Consider the following 15,136-nt stretch of genomic DNA (forward strand, 5'->3'; position numbering starts at 1 on the left):
GAACCCCATGCTGCCCGTCGACGAAATCCGCCTCCACTTCAACCCCGCCTCGCTGGTGCTGCTCAACGTGGTGCTGGGCTTCCTGATGTTCGGCATCGCGCTGGATACGCGCATCGACGATTTCAGGCGCGTGGCGCGCATGCCGGGCGCGATGGCCGTGGGCATAGCCGCGCAGTTCATCGTGCTGCCGGCCGTGACCTTCGCGCTCACGCTCATCCTGAAGCCGGGGCCGAGCATCGCGCTGGGCATGATCCTGGTAGCCTGCTGCCCGCCGGGGAACATCTCGCAGATCCTCACGCACCGCGCGGGCGGAAACGTGGCGCTGTCGGTGTCGATGACGGCGATCTCGAATGCGCTCTCGATCGTCGTCATGCCGCTGAACTTCGCGTTCTGGGGCGGGCTGCATCCGACGGCCTCGGCGCTGCTCAAGACCATTGCGCTCGATCCGCTCGACATGCTGGGCCACATCGTGATGATCATCGGCATTCCGTTCGTGCTGGGCGTGGCCTGTGCGCATCGGCTGCCGCGGCTCACGGCGCGCATCAAGAAGCCGGCGCGCATCCTGAGCTTCCTGGCGCTGATCGCTTTCATCGTCGGTGCCATCGCGGGCAACTGGCGCTACTTCCTGGACTACGTGGGGCTGGTGCTGCTGGCCGTGGCGATCCACGATGCGCTGGCCTTCGGCACGGGGTACCTGTGCGCGCGGCTTTCGGGGCTGGGCGACTACGACCGGCGCGCGGTGTCCATCGAGGTGGGCATCCGCAATGCGGGGCTCGGGCTGGTGCTGATCTTCAGCTTCTTCGGCGGGCTGGGCGGCATGGCGGTGGTGGCGGGCGTGTGGGGGTTCTGGGACATCGTCGCGGGCCTCGCGCTGGCGAGCTGGTGGGGGCGCAAGCCCGCGACGCCATGAGCGCGCACCGCGTGCTCGTGACGGGCGGCGACGGGTTCCTGGGGCGCGGCGTGCTGGCCGCGCTGGTGGGACAGTCGCTCGAGGTCCTGGTGGCGCTCGATGTGCGCGAGGTGCCTGCGGAGCGTCAACTGCCGGGCGTGGTCTATCGCCAGCAGGATGTGCGCGATGCGGGCATCGGCGACACGCTGGCCCAGCACGCCATCGACACGGTCGTGCATCTGGCTTCCATCGTCACGCCGGGCAAGGACTCGAACCGCGCCTTCGAGCATTCGGTCGATGTCGGCGGCACGCGCAATGTGCTCGAAGCCTGCGTGGCGCGAGGCGTGCGCCACATCGTGGTGTCGTCGAGCGGCGCGGCCTATGGGTACCACGCGGACAACCCGGCGTGGATGACCGAGTCGCAGCCGCTGCGGGGCAATCCGGTGTTCGCGTATGCCGATCACAAGCGGCAGGTGGAGGAGATGCTCGCCGACTGCCGCGAGAAGCACCCCGCGCTCGCGCAGACGGTGCTGCGCATCGGCACCATCCTCGGCGAGCGGGTCGACAACCAGATCACCGCGCTGTTCGAGAAGAAGCGGCTGATCGCCATCCGCGGCAGCGCGAGCCCGTTCGTGTTCGTGTGGGACGAAGACGTGACGGGCGCCATCGCGCATGCGCTCGGCGGCGCGCCGGCCGGTTGCTACAACCTTGCGGGCGACGGCGCGCTCACCATCCACGAGATCGCATTGCGCCTGGGCAAGCAGGCGACCGACTGGCCGGCGGGTGTGCTCAAGGCGGCGCTCGCGGTGGGGTCTGCGTTGGGCGTCAGCCGCTACGGCCCGGAGCAGCTCGACTTCTTGCGCTACCGGCCGGTGCTGCTCAACACGGCGCTGAAGGAGCGCTTCGGCTACGTGCCGCGCAAGACCAGCAGCGAGGCCTTCGACGCCTTCGTCGCGGCGCGTGCGCGACAGGGGCGGCCGGTCACTTCTTCGTAGCTTTTTCGGGCGGCGCGATCAGGTGCTCGAGCATGCGCCGCGCGTTGATCGGCAGGTCTTCCGGCGAGCGCACGCAGGCCATCAGCGTGCGCTCGGCCCAGGCGTCGGCGAGCGAGGCGCGGGCGATCTTCATCGAGCGGGCGCAGCGCTCGGCCGCGGTCTGCGGCACGATGCCCACACCGATGCCGTACTCGACCATGCGGCACACCGCCTCGAAGTTGCGCACGCGCACGCGGTAGGCCAGGTGCTTGCCGAGGGCGCGCACGTGGCCGGTCAGCAGCTGCTGCAGCGCGGTGTCTGCGGGCAGGCCCACGAATTCATCGTCGACCACTTCGGCCAGATGCACGCGCCGGCGCGCGGCCAGCGCGTGGCCGCGCGGCATCACGAGCACGAGGTCGTCGCGGCGGAAGGGATGGCATTCGAGGCCCTCGCTGTCGATGGCGTCCGAGACGATGCCGATGTCGCACAGGCCCGCGCGCAACGCATCGACGGTGTCGGGGCTCGGGCGCTCCTCCAGGTCGACCGAGATGCGCGGATGCTGCGCGAGAAAGCGGCTCAGCACCTCGGGCAGGTGCTCGGTCAGCGCTGAGGTGCCGCACATGAAGCGCACGTGGCCCTTCAGGCCCTGGCCGTACTCGCCTAGCTCGCCGCGCAGCCGCTCCATCTGCTGGAGCACGACGCGCGCGTGGTGCAGCAGCGTGCGGCCGGCCTCGGTGGGGCGCACGCCCTGGGCGTGGCGGGTGAGGAGGGGGCTGCCGAGCGCGTCTTCCATGCCGCGCACGCGCTGGCTGGCCGAGGCGAGCGTCATGTGCGAGCGCTCCGCGCCGGCCGTGAGGCTGCCGGCCTCGACGACGTGGATGAACAGGCGCAGGTCGGTGAGATCGAATCGCATGGTGAGCCGCAAGGTAGCACGCCAGCCTCAGCCTGTGCCTGAGGCTGGGTGCGCGAATGCCGCATTTCCAGTGGCCGGCCCGGCCGGCAGACTCGGCGGCAATGACGATTTTTTCGAACGAACTGACGGCGGGCCACTGGGCCGCGGCTGCCGCCGTATTTCTTCTGGCCGGGGTGATCAAGGGCGTGATCGGGCTCGGGCTGCCGACCGTGTCGATGGCGCTGCTCGCGCTCTGGATGCCGCCGGTGCGGGCGGCCGCGCTGCTGATCGTGCCTTCGCTCGTCACGAACATCTGGCAAACCGGGCCGCGCGCGAGCTTCGGGGCTGTGCTGCGGCGCATTGGCGGCATGCAGGCGGGGATCGTGGTGGGCACGCTGGGCGGGGCGCTGTGGCTCGGCGCGCCGGGTGGTGCATGGGCGTCGGTGGCGCTCGGCGTGGCGCTGGTCGCCTATGCGCTCTGGGGGCTCACGGGGCGGCAGCTGCACGCACCCGCGGCGCACGAGTGGTGGCTCGGGCCGCTGGTGGGCGTTGCGACCGGACTGGTGACGGCCGTGACCGGCGTGTTTGCGGTGCCGGCCGTGCCTTATCTGCAGGCGCTCGGATTCCAGCGCGATTCGCTGATCCAGGCGATGGGGATTTCGTTCACCACCTCGACCGTGGTGCTGGGCATCGGTCTCGCGGGCAACGGGGGCTATCCGATGGCGGCGGTGGGCGGGTCGGTCGCGATGCTGGTGCCGGCGATCGTCGGGATGGTGGCCGGGACGTGGCTGCGGCAGAAGCTGCCGGTGGCGGTGTTCAAGCGCTGTTTCCTGATCGGGCTGGCGCTGCTGGGGGCTTACATGACGCTGCGCGCCATCGCCTGATTCGTCAGGCGACGGGCAGCAGGGCGGCGCGCACGCGCTCGATGGTCTGGCGGTAGGGCAGGGCGAAATCGTCGAGGGTGTCGTCGGCGCCGAGCCAGCGGAAGGAAAACACCAGGCCTTCTTCTTCGGGACTGCCCGTGGCCATGTGCTCGAAAGTCTCGGGCAACGGGCCCTCGGCGCGCATCAGGAACAGGTGCCAGAGCTGCGGATGGCGGTGCGTGTTGCCCTCGACGCCGGCTTCGCATTCGCGGTCCAGCGTGCCGAGCGGCTGCAGCGCGCCCGTGAAGTCGATGCCCGATTCCTCGAGCAGTTCGCGCCGCACCGCCACCTCGGGCGACTCGCCGGGCTCGATGGTGCCCTTGGGCAACTGCGTGTTGCCGTCCCCGGGGTGGCGAAACACCAGCAGCCGGCCCCGCGCGTCGACCAGGCAGGCGCAGGCCTTGAGGATCGGATCGGAGGGGCTGGGGCTGCCGTCGCTCATCAGGCGCCCGTCAGTGCGGCCTTGACCGCTGCGCTGACCTGGCCCATGTCGGCCTTGCCGGCCAGGCGGGTCTTGACCACGCCCATCACCTTGCCCATGTCGCCGGGGCCGCTGGCGCCCAGCTCGGCCACGATGGCCTTCACGGCGGCAACGGTTTCGTCGGCGCTCATGCGCTGGGGCAGGTAGACCTCCAGCACCTTGATCTCGGCGGCTTCCTTGTCGGCCAGGTCGATGCGGCCACCGGTGGTGAACGCGGCGATGGAGTCCTTGCGCTGCTTGACCATCTTGTCCACGATGGCCACGACCATGGCGTCGTCCAGCTCCACGCGCTCGTCGACTTCCTTCTGCTTCAGGGCGGCGAGCAGCAGGCGGATGGTGCCCAGGCGCTCGGAGTCCTTGGCGCGCATCGCCGTCTTCATGTCTTCGGTGATCTGTTCTTTGAGTGTCATGTCAGCCTTTCGGAAAAAACAAAAGCCGCGGCAGGTTTCCCTGGCGCGGCTGAGGCAACGGGGCGCTGGCGGTGACTTTCGTCAAGGGCCAGCTGCCCGGGGCGTTGCTTAGTACAGCTTCTTGGGGAGCTGCATGCTGCGCACGCGCTTGTAGTGGCGCTTGACGGCGGCTGCCTTCTTGCGCTTGCGCTCGGCGGTCGGCTTCTCGTAGAACTCGCGGGCGCGCAGGTCGGTCAGCAGGCCGAGCTTTTCGATGGTGCGCTTGAAGCGACGCAGAGCGACGTCGAAGGGCTCGTTTTCTTTAACGCGGATGGTGGTCATTGATGAATCGTTGAACTGAAGTTGGCTCGGGGAGATCGAGGCCCAAAGCCGGGGTTCCTCAACTGAAATCTTTGGTGGCCGTTGAGGGAAGGCCAAAAGTTAGCCCGCGATTATAGCGCGGTTGCGCACGCATGGGCGCTCGCCCAGGCCCATTGGAAGTTGTATCCGCCCAACCAGCCCGTCACATCGACCACTTCGCCGATGAAATACAGGCCCGGCTGCTTCGATTCCATCGTCTGGGACGACAGATCGCGGGTGTCGACGCCGCCTGCGGTGACTTCGGCTTTCTTGTAGCCCTCGGTGCCGCCGGGCGTGATCTGCCATCGGGCGATGCGCTCGGACAGCGCCGCCAGCGCCTTGTCGGCCGCCTCGTTGACGGGCCGCTGCAGGGCCGGGTCCTGCCCGACCCAGGCGTCCGCCAGCCGGGAGGGCACGAGCGTGGCCAGTTCGTTGGCGATGCGCTTTTTCGAGCGCAGCTTGGCCTCGCCCAGCGCCTCGGCCACGTCCGTGCCGGGCGCGAAATCGATCGTGAGCGGGGCGCCCGGCTTCCAGTAGCTCGAAATCTGCAGCACGGCCGGACCGGAAAGGCCGCGGTGGGTGAACAGCAGGTCTTCGAGAAAAGCCGTCTTTTCCTTCTTGGCCCCGGTTTCGATCCGCACCGGCAGCGCCAGCCCGGCCAGTTCGGCATACGGCGCCCAGCCTTCGCCGCCGAAGGTCAGCGGCACGAGCGCAGGGCGGGGCGCGATGACGCGCAGGCCGAACTGTTCGGCGAGGCGGTAGCCGAAGTCGGTGGCACCGATCTGGGGGATCGACAGGCCGCCGGTCGCGATCACCAGCTTCGGCGTCTCGATGGCGCCTCGATCACTATCAATTCGATAGCTTCCGGCGCCCGCTGCATCGGCGGTTGCCGGAGAAAAAACAATGTTCCCCAGCTTGCACGGCTGCCACCGCGTCACCCCGCCGGCGGCGCATTCCGCCAGCAGCATGTCCACGATCTGCTGCGAGGAGCCGTCGCAGAACAACTGCCCCTTGTGCTTTTCGTGAAAGGCGATGCCGTGCTTGTGCACCAGCTCGATGAACTGCTGCGGCGCATAGCGCGACAGCGCCGAGCGGCAGAAATTCGGGTTGTCGCCGATGAAGTGGCGCTGGGGCGCCCGCACGTCGAGGTCGCGGTTGGTGAAATTGGCCCGCCCGCCGCCCGAGATGCGGATCTTCTCGCCCACCTTCTCGCTGTGGTCGACCAGGAGCACCTTCAGCCCGCGCTGGCCCGCCACGCCGGCGCAGAAGAGCCCGGCCGCACCGGCGCCGACCACGACGACATCGAACTGGAGGAAAGCGGCGCTCAAGACGGTCAGGGCCCATCGGCCGCCAGGACCGGCGGCGCGTTGTACTTCAGGTGCCCGATGTAGCGCAGCGGCTGCGTGGCGGCGATGGAAGGCACGTCGCCCTCGCGCATGTGCAGCAGGTCGGCCGGACTCACCCAGCGCGGATCGGCCGCGGTGATCGGCAGGCCCGCCTGGCGGTAGGCCTCCAGCACGAACTGCGAGCAGAAGAACTGGTCGTCGCGGCTCGCACCCAGCTGCACCATGGCCATGCCGCTGATGCAGAAATTGCTCACCGAGGCCGGGATCAGCGGCAGCTCGCACAGCCGCCGGTTCAGCACGAAGGGCGCGTTCAGCAGCACGCCGGTGGTGTTGTAGCGCGCGCCCACCTGCGAATTGGCCCAGGCGCGCAGCCTGGCGACGCCCGCGTCGTCGAGGCCGGGCACGCGAAAGGCCACCACCATCTGTTCTTCGGCCACCACGTCGGCCAGGGGGCGGGCGCGCACGCCCGTTCCCACGGCTTCGGCGATCAGCCCGTCGCCCAGGTACAGCACCGCATGGCTCACCGGCGAGAAGGTGCCCAGCCGGATGCCGAAGGAATTGACCGTGGCAATCGAGGTCAGGAGGATGTCGCCCGCCTCCAGTGCCTTGGCCGTGATGAGCTCGCCGCCGTTGCCCGGCGCGATGACCGAGCTCTGCACCCGCAGGCGCAGGCCGTTGTCCTTGGAGGGCATGTCCAGCCGGGTGGCGCAGGCCGAAAGCAACAGCGCTGCACCCGCCGCGGCCACGAGCGCGGCGGCACGAAGAACGGCGCGCATCATCCTTTCCAGACGAACGGGAATTTCAACTGCTTGAAGAAGCCGTTGGGCACGTAGTCGCCCAGCACGCCGTACTTCTCGGGCCAGAGCTTGGTGCTCTTCACCGCGGTGCCGAAGAGGTAGTCGAGGAAGGCGTAGTGCGCCGAATAGTTCTTGTCGAGCGCCTCGATGTCCTGGCTGTGGTGCCAGTGGTGGAAGTTGGGCGTGACGATGAGGTAGCGCAGCGGCCCCAGGCGCACGCTCACGTTGCAGTGGTTGAACACGGCCTGGAAGCCGACCACCACGATGTAGGCGTCGATCACTTCCTTGCTGAAGCCCAGCACGTAGATCGGCGCGAGCACCAGCGTGCGCGTGATCAGGAGTTCCAGGATGTGCTGGCGCGAGCCGGCCATCCAGTCCATGCTCTTGACGCTGTGGTGCACCGCGTGCAGGCGCCACAGCACCGGCACCTCGTGGTAGGCGCGGTGCGTCCAGTACTGCACGAGGTCGGCCACCAGGATGATCAGCAAAATACCGGCCCAGAACGGCAGGTTGCCCACCCAGCCGCGGATGCCGTCGTTGGCCGCCCAGCCGAAGAGCTTGTGCACCATGAGGTTGGTGGCCAGCAGCACGAAGCCCACGATCATGTGGTTCACCACGAAGTGGTGGAAATCGGTCTGCCACTCTTCGCGGAACACCGGCTGGTCCTTGCGCAGCGCGAACAGCTTCTCGATGAAGATGAAGATCAGCGACGAGCCCAGCAGGTCGAGGATGAACCAGTCCAGCCCGATGTACGGCGTGTTGTCCGCGAAGTCGTGCACCGGCACCTTGTGTCCGCCCAGCAGTGCCGAGGCCGCCACCAGCAGGAACGCGGCCGACGAAAGCCAGCGCGAGCGGTTGAAGATGATGTTGACCAGCGAGAGCCCGCCCGCGACCACCATGGCCGCCAGCAGGATGTAGCGCATCACGTCGACGTTGTAGCTCTTGCGCAGCTCCGGCGTGGTGAGGTACTGCGGAAAGTGGAAGGCCAGCACGCCCAGGAAGCACAGGATGCCCAGGCTCAGGGCGATGGTGCCGGTGACCAGGCCTCGGCCGCGCTGCAGCTGGCCGTGGCTCCCCGTGAAATCGTTCAGTTTGTCGAGCATGTCCGCCTCTCTCTCTATCGCTTGTGCTTTGTTGGAGCGCGATTTTAGGCGGCGTAGGAAAAATCTCACATAGGCCGAACGGCCCGCCGCCGCAACAGCGCCGCCGCGCCCAGCGCCACGGCCATGACCAGCAGCGAAACGACGGTGGTCACCGTCCCCAGCGCATAGATCGAGGGCGTGGTGACCGTCGAGGTCAGGCCCTGCAATTCGAGCGGCAGCGTGTTGACGTCGCCGATCGCCTGCGAGGTGCGGGCGATCTCGTCCCAGGACAGCGTGAAGCCGAACATGCCGATGCCCACGATCGAGGGGCCGATCAGCGGCAGCACCACGAAGCGGAAGGCCTGCCACGGCGTGGCGCCCAGGTCGCGCGCAGCTTCCTCGTAGGCCGGGTTGAAGCGGTTGAACACCGCGAACATGATGAGCAGGCCGAAGGGCAGCGTCCACGTCAGGTGCGCGCCGAGCGCTGAGCTGAAGAGGCCGAGCGCCGTGCCGTAGCCTTCGAGCAGCGTGGTGGCGTCCATGGCCGTGAGCACGCCCTTGATGCCGGTATCGAGCAGCCGGAACTGCAGTCCGATGCCCAGCGAAATGATGATCGACGGCATGATCAGGCTGGCCACCGTGACGAAGAAAAGCGCGTTGCCGCCCCTGAGCTTCTTGCGGAAAGCGAGCCCGGCCAGCACCGACAGCACCACGGTGAACGCCATCACCACCGCGCCCAGCGCCAGCGAGCGCCTGAAGGCCGCGCCGATGTCGACGGTGCCCAGCCCTTCGGCCAGCTTGTAGAACCAGTGCAGCGAGACGCCGCGCAGCGGAAAGGTCAGGCCGCCCTCGGGCCCCTGGAAGCTCAGCACGAAGATCGTGATCATCGGGCCGTAGAGGAACAGCACGAAGAGGGCGAACACGATCGCCAATGGCCAGAAGCCGGGGGCGCGTTGTTCTCTGATGGGTGAGCTCATGGGGTCCTTCGGGGCGTGTGCACAGGCCACCGGGTACTTCCCTCCGCGAATGTCCCCCGGCCTGCAGCCTCCTCCTTTATTTCGCTGCGGGAAGCACCCGATGCCCTGTGCACCTGGGCACGCGGCCGGTGTGCAGCGATCAACGACTGTTCTGAAAAACGAGCACGCCGATGGGGTGCCTTGCGCAGCGAAATCAAGGGGGAGCCCGAAGGGCGGAGGACATTCGCGGAGCAAGGTACCCCGTCGGCGGGATCGCGCCCTGAACGACCCCGCACGATTCGAACACTGGCGCACAGGAGCACTTCAAAGCTCCTTGCGAATATCGACCAGCCGGGTGAGGCCCCAGATGATCATCAGCACCACCGCCAGCAAAATCATCGCGTTGGCCGCGGCCAGCGGAAACTGCAGGTACGAGGTCTGCACCTGGATGATCTTGCCGATGGAGGCGATCTGCTGCCCGCCCATCACGCCGATGGTCACGAAGTCGCCCATCACGATGGTGATGACGAAGATCGAGCCGATCAGGATGCCCGTGCGCGACAGCGGCACCACCACGTTCCACAGCGTCTGCCAGCCCGAGGCGCCCGCGTCGCTGGCCGCTTCGAGCAGCGACCGGTCGATGCGCATCATGCTGTTGAAGATCGGCACGATCATGAACATCGTGTAGAGGTGCACGAAGGCCAGCACCACCGAGAAATCGGAGAACAGCAGCCACTCGACCGGCTGGTTCACCAGGCCCGCGCCCATCAGCGCCTGGTTGACCAGGCCGTTGCGCCCCAAGAGCGGCACCCACGAGATCATGCGGATCACGTTCGAGGTCCAGAAGGGCACCGTGCACAGCACGAACAGCACCGTCTGCACCGTCGAGGAGCGCACGTGGAACGCAAGGAAGTACGCGACCGAAAAGCCGACGAGCAGCGTGATGCCCCACACCAGCACGCAGAACTTGAAGGTGCTCAGGTACGTGTTGAGCGTGACGCACAGGTCGCCGTTGTCGGTGAGGTGCGAGCACCCCTCGAACAGGCTCAGGTAGTTGCGCAGCGTGACCGCGGGGATGAGCTCGTACTCGTTGAAATTCCACAGGCTGACCATCGCGACCAGCGCCAGTGGAATCAAGAAGAACAACAGGAACACCAGCGCGAACGGCGCCGCCTGCCACCACGCCTTCACGGTGTGGAGCGGGTCGGCGGCGGCGGAGGCGCGGGTGGCGGGAGCGCTCACGGGATCGGCGAGGCGGTCAGGCCGCGACGAACTCGTTCCACTTGCGCACCATGTATTCGTTCTCGTCCATCACCGCGTTCCAGCACGCGATGCCGCCCATGCGCTGCTCGTAGCTGCCGCCGTCGCGCAACGAACCGGCCTTGGCGATCACGTCGCCCTGCGGGCTCTTGATGTCCTGCGCGGCGGGCTTGCCTTCCATCCAGTAGGCCCACTCGTAGGCTTCCATCTTGGTCTTGGCGGTGTCCAGCACGGCGCTGTAGTAGCCCTGGCGATTGAGGTAGGCGCCGGCCCAGCCGTCCAGGAACCAGTTGATGAATTCATAGGCGCCATCGAGCTTCTTGCCCGACAGCGTGGCCGGCAGGCCGAAGCCCGAGGCCCAGGCGCGATAGCCTTCCTTCAGGGGCTGGAAGGTGCAGTCGATGCCCTTGCCGCGCACGGCCGTGACGGCAGGCGACCACATCGACTGGATCACCACTTCGCCGGAGGCCATGAGGTTGACGGACTCGTTGAAGTCCTTCCACAGCGCGCGGAACTGCCCGGCCTTCTTGGCTTCGATCAGGGTCTTGATCGTCAGGTCGATCTCGGCCTTGGTCATGTTGCCCTTGTCGGCGTACTTGTGGATGCCCTTGGCCTCCACCACCATCGCGGCGTCCATGATGCCGATCGAGGGAATGTTCAGGATCGCCGCCTTGCCCTTGAACTCGGGGTTCAGCAGCTCCGCCCACGAGCCGATCGGGCGCTTGATGAGGTCGGGGCGGATGCCCAGCGTGTCGGCGTTGTAGGTGGTCGGAATGAGCGACATGAACTGCGTGGGCGACTTGGCGAAGGCCTTGCTCTTCTCGCCCTCGAGGTAGATCACCTTGATGGGGGCCGTGCCCTGGTCGCCGACCTTCTTGCCGCCCACTTCGCCCTTGGTGAAGAGCGAGGTGATCTTGCCGGCGTTCTTCACGCGCTTGGTGTCGATGCCCTTCAGGTTGCCGGTGGGCACGATCTTCTTGAGCGAGAAGAACTCGGTGTCGATCAGGTCGAAGCTGTTGGGTGCGGTCACCGCGCGCTTGGTCACGTCGTCGGTGGTCACGGCCACGTACTGGATCTCGATGCCGGTGTCGGCCTTGAACTTCTCGGCGATGGCCTTGTCCTGGTTCACCGCGGTGCCCAGGTAGCGCAGCACGATCTTTTCCTGTGCGTGCACGAAGGGCGCGATGCCCGTGGCCAGGATGCCGGCGGTGCCTTGCAGCAGGGCGCGGCGCTTGACGCCGGTGGACGAGTCGATGGGTTCGGTCATGGCTGAGTCTCCGTAGAAAGAAGTGGCGGGGAAGCGTGAAAACGGAATGGGAAAAAGATCAGGGAGCCACGGCGAGCGCACGCGCATCGGCCTCGGCCCACGACAGGCGAACCGTCTCGCCCTGCGCGTAGGGGCTCGCGAGAAAGGCGGCCTCGCCCAGCAGCACCGACACGTTCCGGCGCTCCGGCGCGGCGGCCTCCAGCGCCAGGCCGAGCAGCACGTAGGTGCCCTGGTACTCGACGTCGGTGACCGCGGCGGCAAGGCCGTTGGCATCGGGGCCCGGGGCGATCCGCATGTGGTCGTTGCGCACCGCGATCGGCCCGGCGGGCGTGTCGATCACGTTGTGGCCGCCCATGAAGCGCGCCACGAACTCGTTCACGGGGTGGTTGTAGATCTCGTGCGGCGGGCCGACCTGCTCGATCACGCCGTGGTTCATGACCACCATCGTGTCGGCCAGTGCCATGGCTTCTTCCTGCGAGTGCGTGACGTGCACGAAGGTCAGGCCCAGCTCCTTCTGCCAGCGCCGCAGCTCCGCGCGCATCTGGATGCGCAGGAACGGGTCGAGCGCCGAGAGCGGCTCGTCCAGCAGCAGCACGCGCGGCTCGGTGATGAGCGCGCGCGCCAGCGCCACGCGCTGCTGCTGGCCGCCGGAAAGCTCGCCGGGCTTGCGCTCGGCCAGGTGGCCCATGGCCACGCGCGCGAGCAGGTCGCGCGCACGCTTCTGGCGCTCGGCCTTGCCGACGCCTTTCATCTTGAGGCTGAAGGCCACGTTGTCGGTGGCCGACAGGTGCGGGAACAGCGCGAAGCTCTGGAACATCATGGCCGTGCCGCGCGCGGCCGCGGGCAGGTTGGTGATGTTGCGGTTGTCCAGGAGGATGTCGCCGCTGGTGACCGACTCGTGGCCCGCGATCATGCGCAGCGTGGTGCTCTTGCCGCAGCCCGAAGGGCCCAGCAGGCAGCAGTAGCTGCCGCTGGCGATGCGCAGGTCGATGGCATCGACGGCGGCCGGCGTGCCGGGGGCGTAGCGCTTGCTGAGCGCGACGATCTCGACCGCGGCGGGCGGAAGCGGGGAGACGGCGTTCATTGCCGGGCGAAAAACGGGCTGGAGGCGGGCATGCACGGTCTAAGCACGCTCCATGCCACATGGGCCCCGGAACGGGGCGGCCGCCGGCGCACCGCACCAGGGCATCGCGTGGATCAGGAGCCTGCGCGCCCGATCATCTTCGGCGTGATGAACACCAGCATCTCCACCTTGTTCACCACGCGCTCGCGCGAGCGGAACAGCGCACCCAGGTAGGGCACCTCGCCCAGCACCGGCACGCGCGACTCGTCGCTGGTCTCGGTCAGCTCGAAGATGCCGCCGATCACCACCGTGCCGCCGTTGTCGATCAGCACCTCGGTCTGCACATGCTTGGTGTTGATGGCGGGGCCGGCCGAGGTGTTGACGCCGCGGGCGTCCTTGCTCACGTCCAGCGTGAGGATGATGTTGCCCTCGGGCGTGATCTGCGGCGTGACCTCCAGCTTGAGCACGGCCTTGCGAAACGAGATCGACGTCGCGCCGCTGGAGGTGGCCTGCTGGTAGGGAATTTCCTCGCCCTGTTCGATGAGCGCCTTGGTCTGGTCCGCCGTCACCACGCGCGGGCTCGACACCAGCCGGCCCTTGCCCTCGGCCTCCAGCGCCGAGATCTCCAGGTTCAGCACGCGCGTGAAGCTCGCATTGAACAGCGACAGCGAGAAGGCCCCCGCGCTGTTGCCCGTGCCGCCCGCATCGCCGGCCGGCAGGTTCACGAAGTTGCTGCTGGTGAACGAGGTGAACGCGTTGGCGGTGCCCGTGGGGCTGGTGCCCAGGGAGGCGTTCGTGCCCGTGGCGCCGCCGCCCAGCTTCACGCCGAGCGACTTGCCGAAGGTGTCCGAGGCCTCCACGATGCGCGCCTCGATCAGCACCTGCCGCACCGGCACGTCCAGCTTGCGGATGAGCTCGCTCACCTCCGCCAGGCGCACGGGCGTGTCGGTGACGAAGAGCTGGTTCGTGCGCACCTCGGCAATGGCGCTGCCGCGGGTGCTCAGGAGGCGGGTCGTCGCGGCGCCGCCACCGCCACCGCCGCCTCCGCTCCCGGTGCCGGTCAGGCTCTGCACCACCGTGGCCGCCTTGGCGTAGTTGAGCTGGAACGATTGCGTGCGCAGCGCCACCAGGTTCTCCACGGTCGCCTGCGCCTCCAGCTCGATCTTTTCCTTGGCGTTGATCTCGTCCTTCGGCGCGATCCAGAGGATGCTGCCGTTCTTGCGCAGCCCCAGGTTCTTCGCCTGCAGGATGACTTCGAGCGCCTGGTCCCACGGCACGTCCCTCAGCCGCAGCGTGAGGGCGCCCGAGACCGAGTCGGAGGTGACCACATTGAAGCCGGTGAAGTCCGCGATCACCTGCAGCAGCGCGCGCACATCGACGTTCTGGAAATTGAGCGTGAGCTTCTCGCCGGTGTAGCCCGTGCCCTGCGTGAGCCTGGCCGGATCGGTCTTGCGCGGGCGCACCTCGATGACGAACTGGTCGTCCGCCTGGTAGGCGCTCTGCTCCCAGTCGCCATGCGCGGTGATCGACAGGCGCACCCGGTCGCCCAGCTGCTGCGCGCTCACCGCGTCGACCGCGGTGCCGAAGTCGGACACGTCGAGGCGCCGGCGCAGGCCCTCGGGCAGCGAGGCCCGCATGAACTCGGCCACCAACGTCGCGCCCTGCCGCTGCACGTCCACGCCCAGCTGGCTGCTGCCCATGGCGATGAGCACGCGGCCGGCGCCATCGCTGCCGCGGCGGAAGTCGATGTCCTGCAATGGCGTCACCTGGCGCTGCCTGCCTTCGGCGAACTCGGCATTGGCTGGCGTCTTCGGTGCCTGGCCCGTTCCGGACTGCAGCGAGACCAGCAGCGATCGCCCCTGGATCTCGGCCTGGTAGGTCGCCGCGCGCTGCAGGTTCAGCACCACGCGGGAGCGCTCGCCGGCCTGCACGACGTTGGCGGTGCGCAGGTTGCCGGTGTTGAATTCGATGGCCGAGCGGCCGACCGCATTGGTCACGCCCGGAAAGTCCAGCGCGATGCGTGCCGGCGCCTGCACGACAAAGCCGGTGGGCAGCGCGGCGAGGGGCTCCGTGAAGTCGATGCGCACGAGCTCCGTGCCGCCCCTGGCGGTGCTGGTGACGGCTTCGATGGCGTTCTGCGCGTTCTGCGCGTGCGCAGCGATCGGGGCCAGCGAAATCAGCGAAAGGACCGCGGCACCGAGCCATCGTCGCGGTCGCAAAACGCTCGGCGAGCGCGGGCAAGTCTTCATGGGTTCTCTCCGTGTGAGGCGAGGCGCGAACGACATGCGCGCCCTGCCTGTGACGGATGGATGGTTTCGCCCAATCTGGGAGGAATCTTGCCGAGGCGCGACGGATCGCAACTTGTGTTGCACGCAAGCAATGGATGGCGGCGACACCGCTTCGCCGCCTCTCCGATTTCTCCGAATTTGCGAGGAACCATCGCGGTTTCCGGATTCT

15 protein-coding genes are annotated in these 15,136 nt (G+C 67.7%); 3 read left to right on the forward strand and 12 right to left on the reverse strand.

Annotated elements, in window-relative coordinates; genetic code table 11:
* Nucleotides 1–7: 7 nt before the first annotated feature.
* Both BM133_RS01855 and BM133_RS01860 read left to right on the forward strand, forming a co-directional pair.
* Entirely contained in the window at nucleotides 8–910 is a 903-nt protein-coding gene (locus BM133_RS01855; RefSeq protein ID WP_093431246.1) for a bile acid:sodium symporter family protein, read from the forward strand.
* Nucleotides 907–1,884 (forward strand): SDR family oxidoreductase, encoded by a 978-nt coding sequence (locus BM133_RS01860; RefSeq protein ID WP_093434963.1) that lies wholly within the window; start codon nucleotides 907–909, stop codon nucleotides 1,882–1,884. Before BM133_RS01855 ends, BM133_RS01860 begins: the two co-directional genes overlap by 4 nt.
* On the opposite strand, the gene BM133_RS01865 is transcribed toward BM133_RS01860, so the two are convergent.
* Complete coding sequence (locus BM133_RS01865) at nucleotides 1,871–2,776, reverse strand: LysR family transcriptional regulator (protein ID WP_093431247.1); 906 nt, start codon at nucleotides 2,774–2,776, stop codon at nucleotides 1,871–1,873. The genes BM133_RS01860 and BM133_RS01865 overlap by 14 nt on opposite strands.
* Nucleotides 2,777–2,877: 101 nt before the next feature.
* Between BM133_RS01865 and BM133_RS01870 the strand changes: the two genes are divergently transcribed.
* Entirely contained in the window at nucleotides 2,878–3,639 is a 762-nt protein-coding gene (locus BM133_RS01870) for a sulfite exporter TauE/SafE family protein (protein ID WP_177224690.1), read from the forward strand.
* Nucleotides 3,640–3,643: 4 nt separating this feature from the next.
* On the opposite strand, the gene BM133_RS01875 is transcribed toward BM133_RS01870, so the two are convergent.
* The 11 genes from BM133_RS01875 to pilQ form a co-directional block, all read right to left on the reverse strand.
* A complete protein-coding gene (locus BM133_RS01875) occupies nucleotides 3,644–4,120 on the reverse strand; it encodes an NUDIX domain-containing protein (protein WP_093431250.1) in 477 nt (158 codons plus the stop codon).
* The gene (locus BM133_RS01880; RefSeq protein WP_093431252.1) at nucleotides 4,120–4,569 is read right to left on the reverse strand and encodes a GatB/YqeY domain-containing protein; all 450 of its coding nucleotides are present in this window, start codon (nucleotides 4,567–4,569) and stop codon (nucleotides 4,120–4,122) included. Before BM133_RS01880 ends, BM133_RS01875 begins: the two co-directional genes overlap by 1 nt.
* Before the next feature lie 108 nt (nucleotides 4,570–4,677).
* Complete coding sequence (rpsU, locus tag BM133_RS01885) at nucleotides 4,678–4,890, reverse strand: 30S ribosomal protein S21 (RefSeq protein ID WP_007833691.1); 213 nt, start codon at nucleotides 4,888–4,890, stop codon at nucleotides 4,678–4,680.
* A 110-nt stretch (nucleotides 4,891–5,000) separates the two neighbouring features.
* Entirely contained in the window at nucleotides 5,001–6,236 is a 1,236-nt protein-coding gene (locus BM133_RS01890; protein ID WP_093431253.1) for a BaiN/RdsA family NAD(P)/FAD-dependent oxidoreductase, read from the reverse strand.
* Nucleotides 6,237–6,241: 5 nt separating this feature from the next.
* Nucleotides 6,242–7,033 carry a YaeF family permuted papain-like enzyme gene (locus BM133_RS01895; protein WP_093431255.1) on the reverse strand — a complete coding sequence of 264 codons (792 nt, stop codon included), beginning with the start codon at nucleotides 7,031–7,033 and terminating at the stop codon, nucleotides 6,242–6,244.
* Entirely contained in the window at nucleotides 7,030–8,154 is a 1,125-nt protein-coding gene (locus BM133_RS01900; protein ID WP_093431256.1) for a sterol desaturase family protein, read from the reverse strand. The genes BM133_RS01895 and BM133_RS01900 overlap by 4 nt, the downstream gene beginning before the upstream one ends.
* A 65-nt stretch (nucleotides 8,155–8,219) precedes the next feature.
* Nucleotides 8,220–9,110 carry an ABC transporter permease gene (locus BM133_RS01905; protein ID WP_093431258.1) on the reverse strand — a complete coding sequence of 297 codons (891 nt, stop codon included), beginning with the start codon at nucleotides 9,108–9,110 and terminating at the stop codon, nucleotides 8,220–8,222.
* 303 nt (nucleotides 9,111–9,413) lie between these two features.
* Nucleotides 9,414–10,331, reverse strand: coding sequence for an ABC transporter permease (locus BM133_RS01910; RefSeq protein WP_093431259.1), 918 nt, complete (start codon nucleotides 10,329–10,331; stop codon nucleotides 9,414–9,416).
* 16 nt (nucleotides 10,332–10,347) lie between these two features.
* Nucleotides 10,348–11,616, reverse strand: coding sequence for an ABC transporter substrate-binding protein (locus BM133_RS01915; protein WP_093431261.1), 1,269 nt, complete (start codon nucleotides 11,614–11,616; stop codon nucleotides 10,348–10,350).
* Between the two features lie 58 nt (nucleotides 11,617–11,674).
* Nucleotides 11,675–12,700, reverse strand: coding sequence for an ABC transporter ATP-binding protein (locus tag BM133_RS01920; RefSeq protein WP_093431262.1), 1,026 nt, complete (start codon nucleotides 12,698–12,700; stop codon nucleotides 11,675–11,677).
* A gap of 113 nt (nucleotides 12,701–12,813) precedes the next feature.
* Complete coding sequence (gene pilQ, locus BM133_RS01925; protein ID WP_093431263.1) at nucleotides 12,814–14,928, reverse strand: type IV pilus secretin PilQ; 2,115 nt, start codon at nucleotides 14,926–14,928, stop codon at nucleotides 12,814–12,816.
* Nucleotides 14,929–15,136 lie beyond the last annotated feature (208 nt).

This window comes from Variovorax sp. 770b2, assembly GCF_900115685.1.
Classification (GTDB): Bacteria; Pseudomonadota; Gammaproteobacteria; order Burkholderiales; family Burkholderiaceae_C; genus Variovorax.

What these genes read in the sequence shown, in the direction of transcription:
- BM133_RS01860 (WP_093434963.1), top strand. Translation starts at nt 907, where the DNA reads ATGAGCGCGCACCGCGTGCTCGTGACGGGCGGCGACGGGTTCCTGGGG.
- BM133_RS01920 (WP_093431262.1), bottom strand. Translation starts at nt 12,700, where the DNA reads ATGAACGCCGTCTCCCCGCTTCCGCCCGCCGCGGTCGAGATCGTCGCG.
- BM133_RS01905 (WP_093431258.1), bottom strand. Translation starts at nt 9,110, where the DNA reads ATGAGCTCACCCATCAGAGAACAACGCGCCCCCGGCTTCTGGCCATTG.
- rpsU (WP_007833691.1), bottom strand. Translation starts at nt 4,890, where the DNA reads ATGACCACCATCCGCGTTAAAGAAAACGAGCCCTTCGACGTCGCTCTG.
- BM133_RS01855 (WP_093431246.1), top strand. Translation starts at nt 8, where the DNA reads ATGCTGCCCGTCGACGAAATCCGCCTCCACTTCAACCCCGCCTCGCTG.
- BM133_RS01880 (WP_093431252.1), bottom strand. Translation starts at nt 4,569, where the DNA reads ATGACACTCAAAGAACAGATCACCGAAGACATGAAGACGGCGATGCGC.
- BM133_RS01875 (WP_093431250.1), bottom strand. Translation starts at nt 4,120, where the DNA reads ATGAGCGACGGCAGCCCCAGCCCCTCCGATCCGATCCTCAAGGCCTGC.
- pilQ (WP_093431263.1), bottom strand. Translation starts at nt 14,928, where the DNA reads ATGAAGACTTGCCCGCGCTCGCCGAGCGTTTTGCGACCGCGACGATGG.
- BM133_RS01895 (WP_093431255.1), bottom strand. Translation starts at nt 7,033, where the DNA reads ATGATGCGCGCCGTTCTTCGTGCCGCCGCGCTCGTGGCCGCGGCGGGT.
- BM133_RS01870 (WP_177224690.1), top strand. Translation starts at nt 2,878, where the DNA reads ATGACGATTTTTTCGAACGAACTGACGGCGGGCCACTGGGCCGCGGCT.
- BM133_RS01915 (WP_093431261.1), bottom strand. Translation starts at nt 11,616, where the DNA reads ATGACCGAACCCATCGACTCGTCCACCGGCGTCAAGCGCCGCGCCCTG.
- BM133_RS01865 (WP_093431247.1), bottom strand. Translation starts at nt 2,776, where the DNA reads ATGCGATTCGATCTCACCGACCTGCGCCTGTTCATCCACGTCGTCGAG.
- BM133_RS01900 (WP_093431256.1), bottom strand. Translation starts at nt 8,154, where the DNA reads ATGCTCGACAAACTGAACGATTTCACGGGGAGCCACGGCCAGCTGCAG.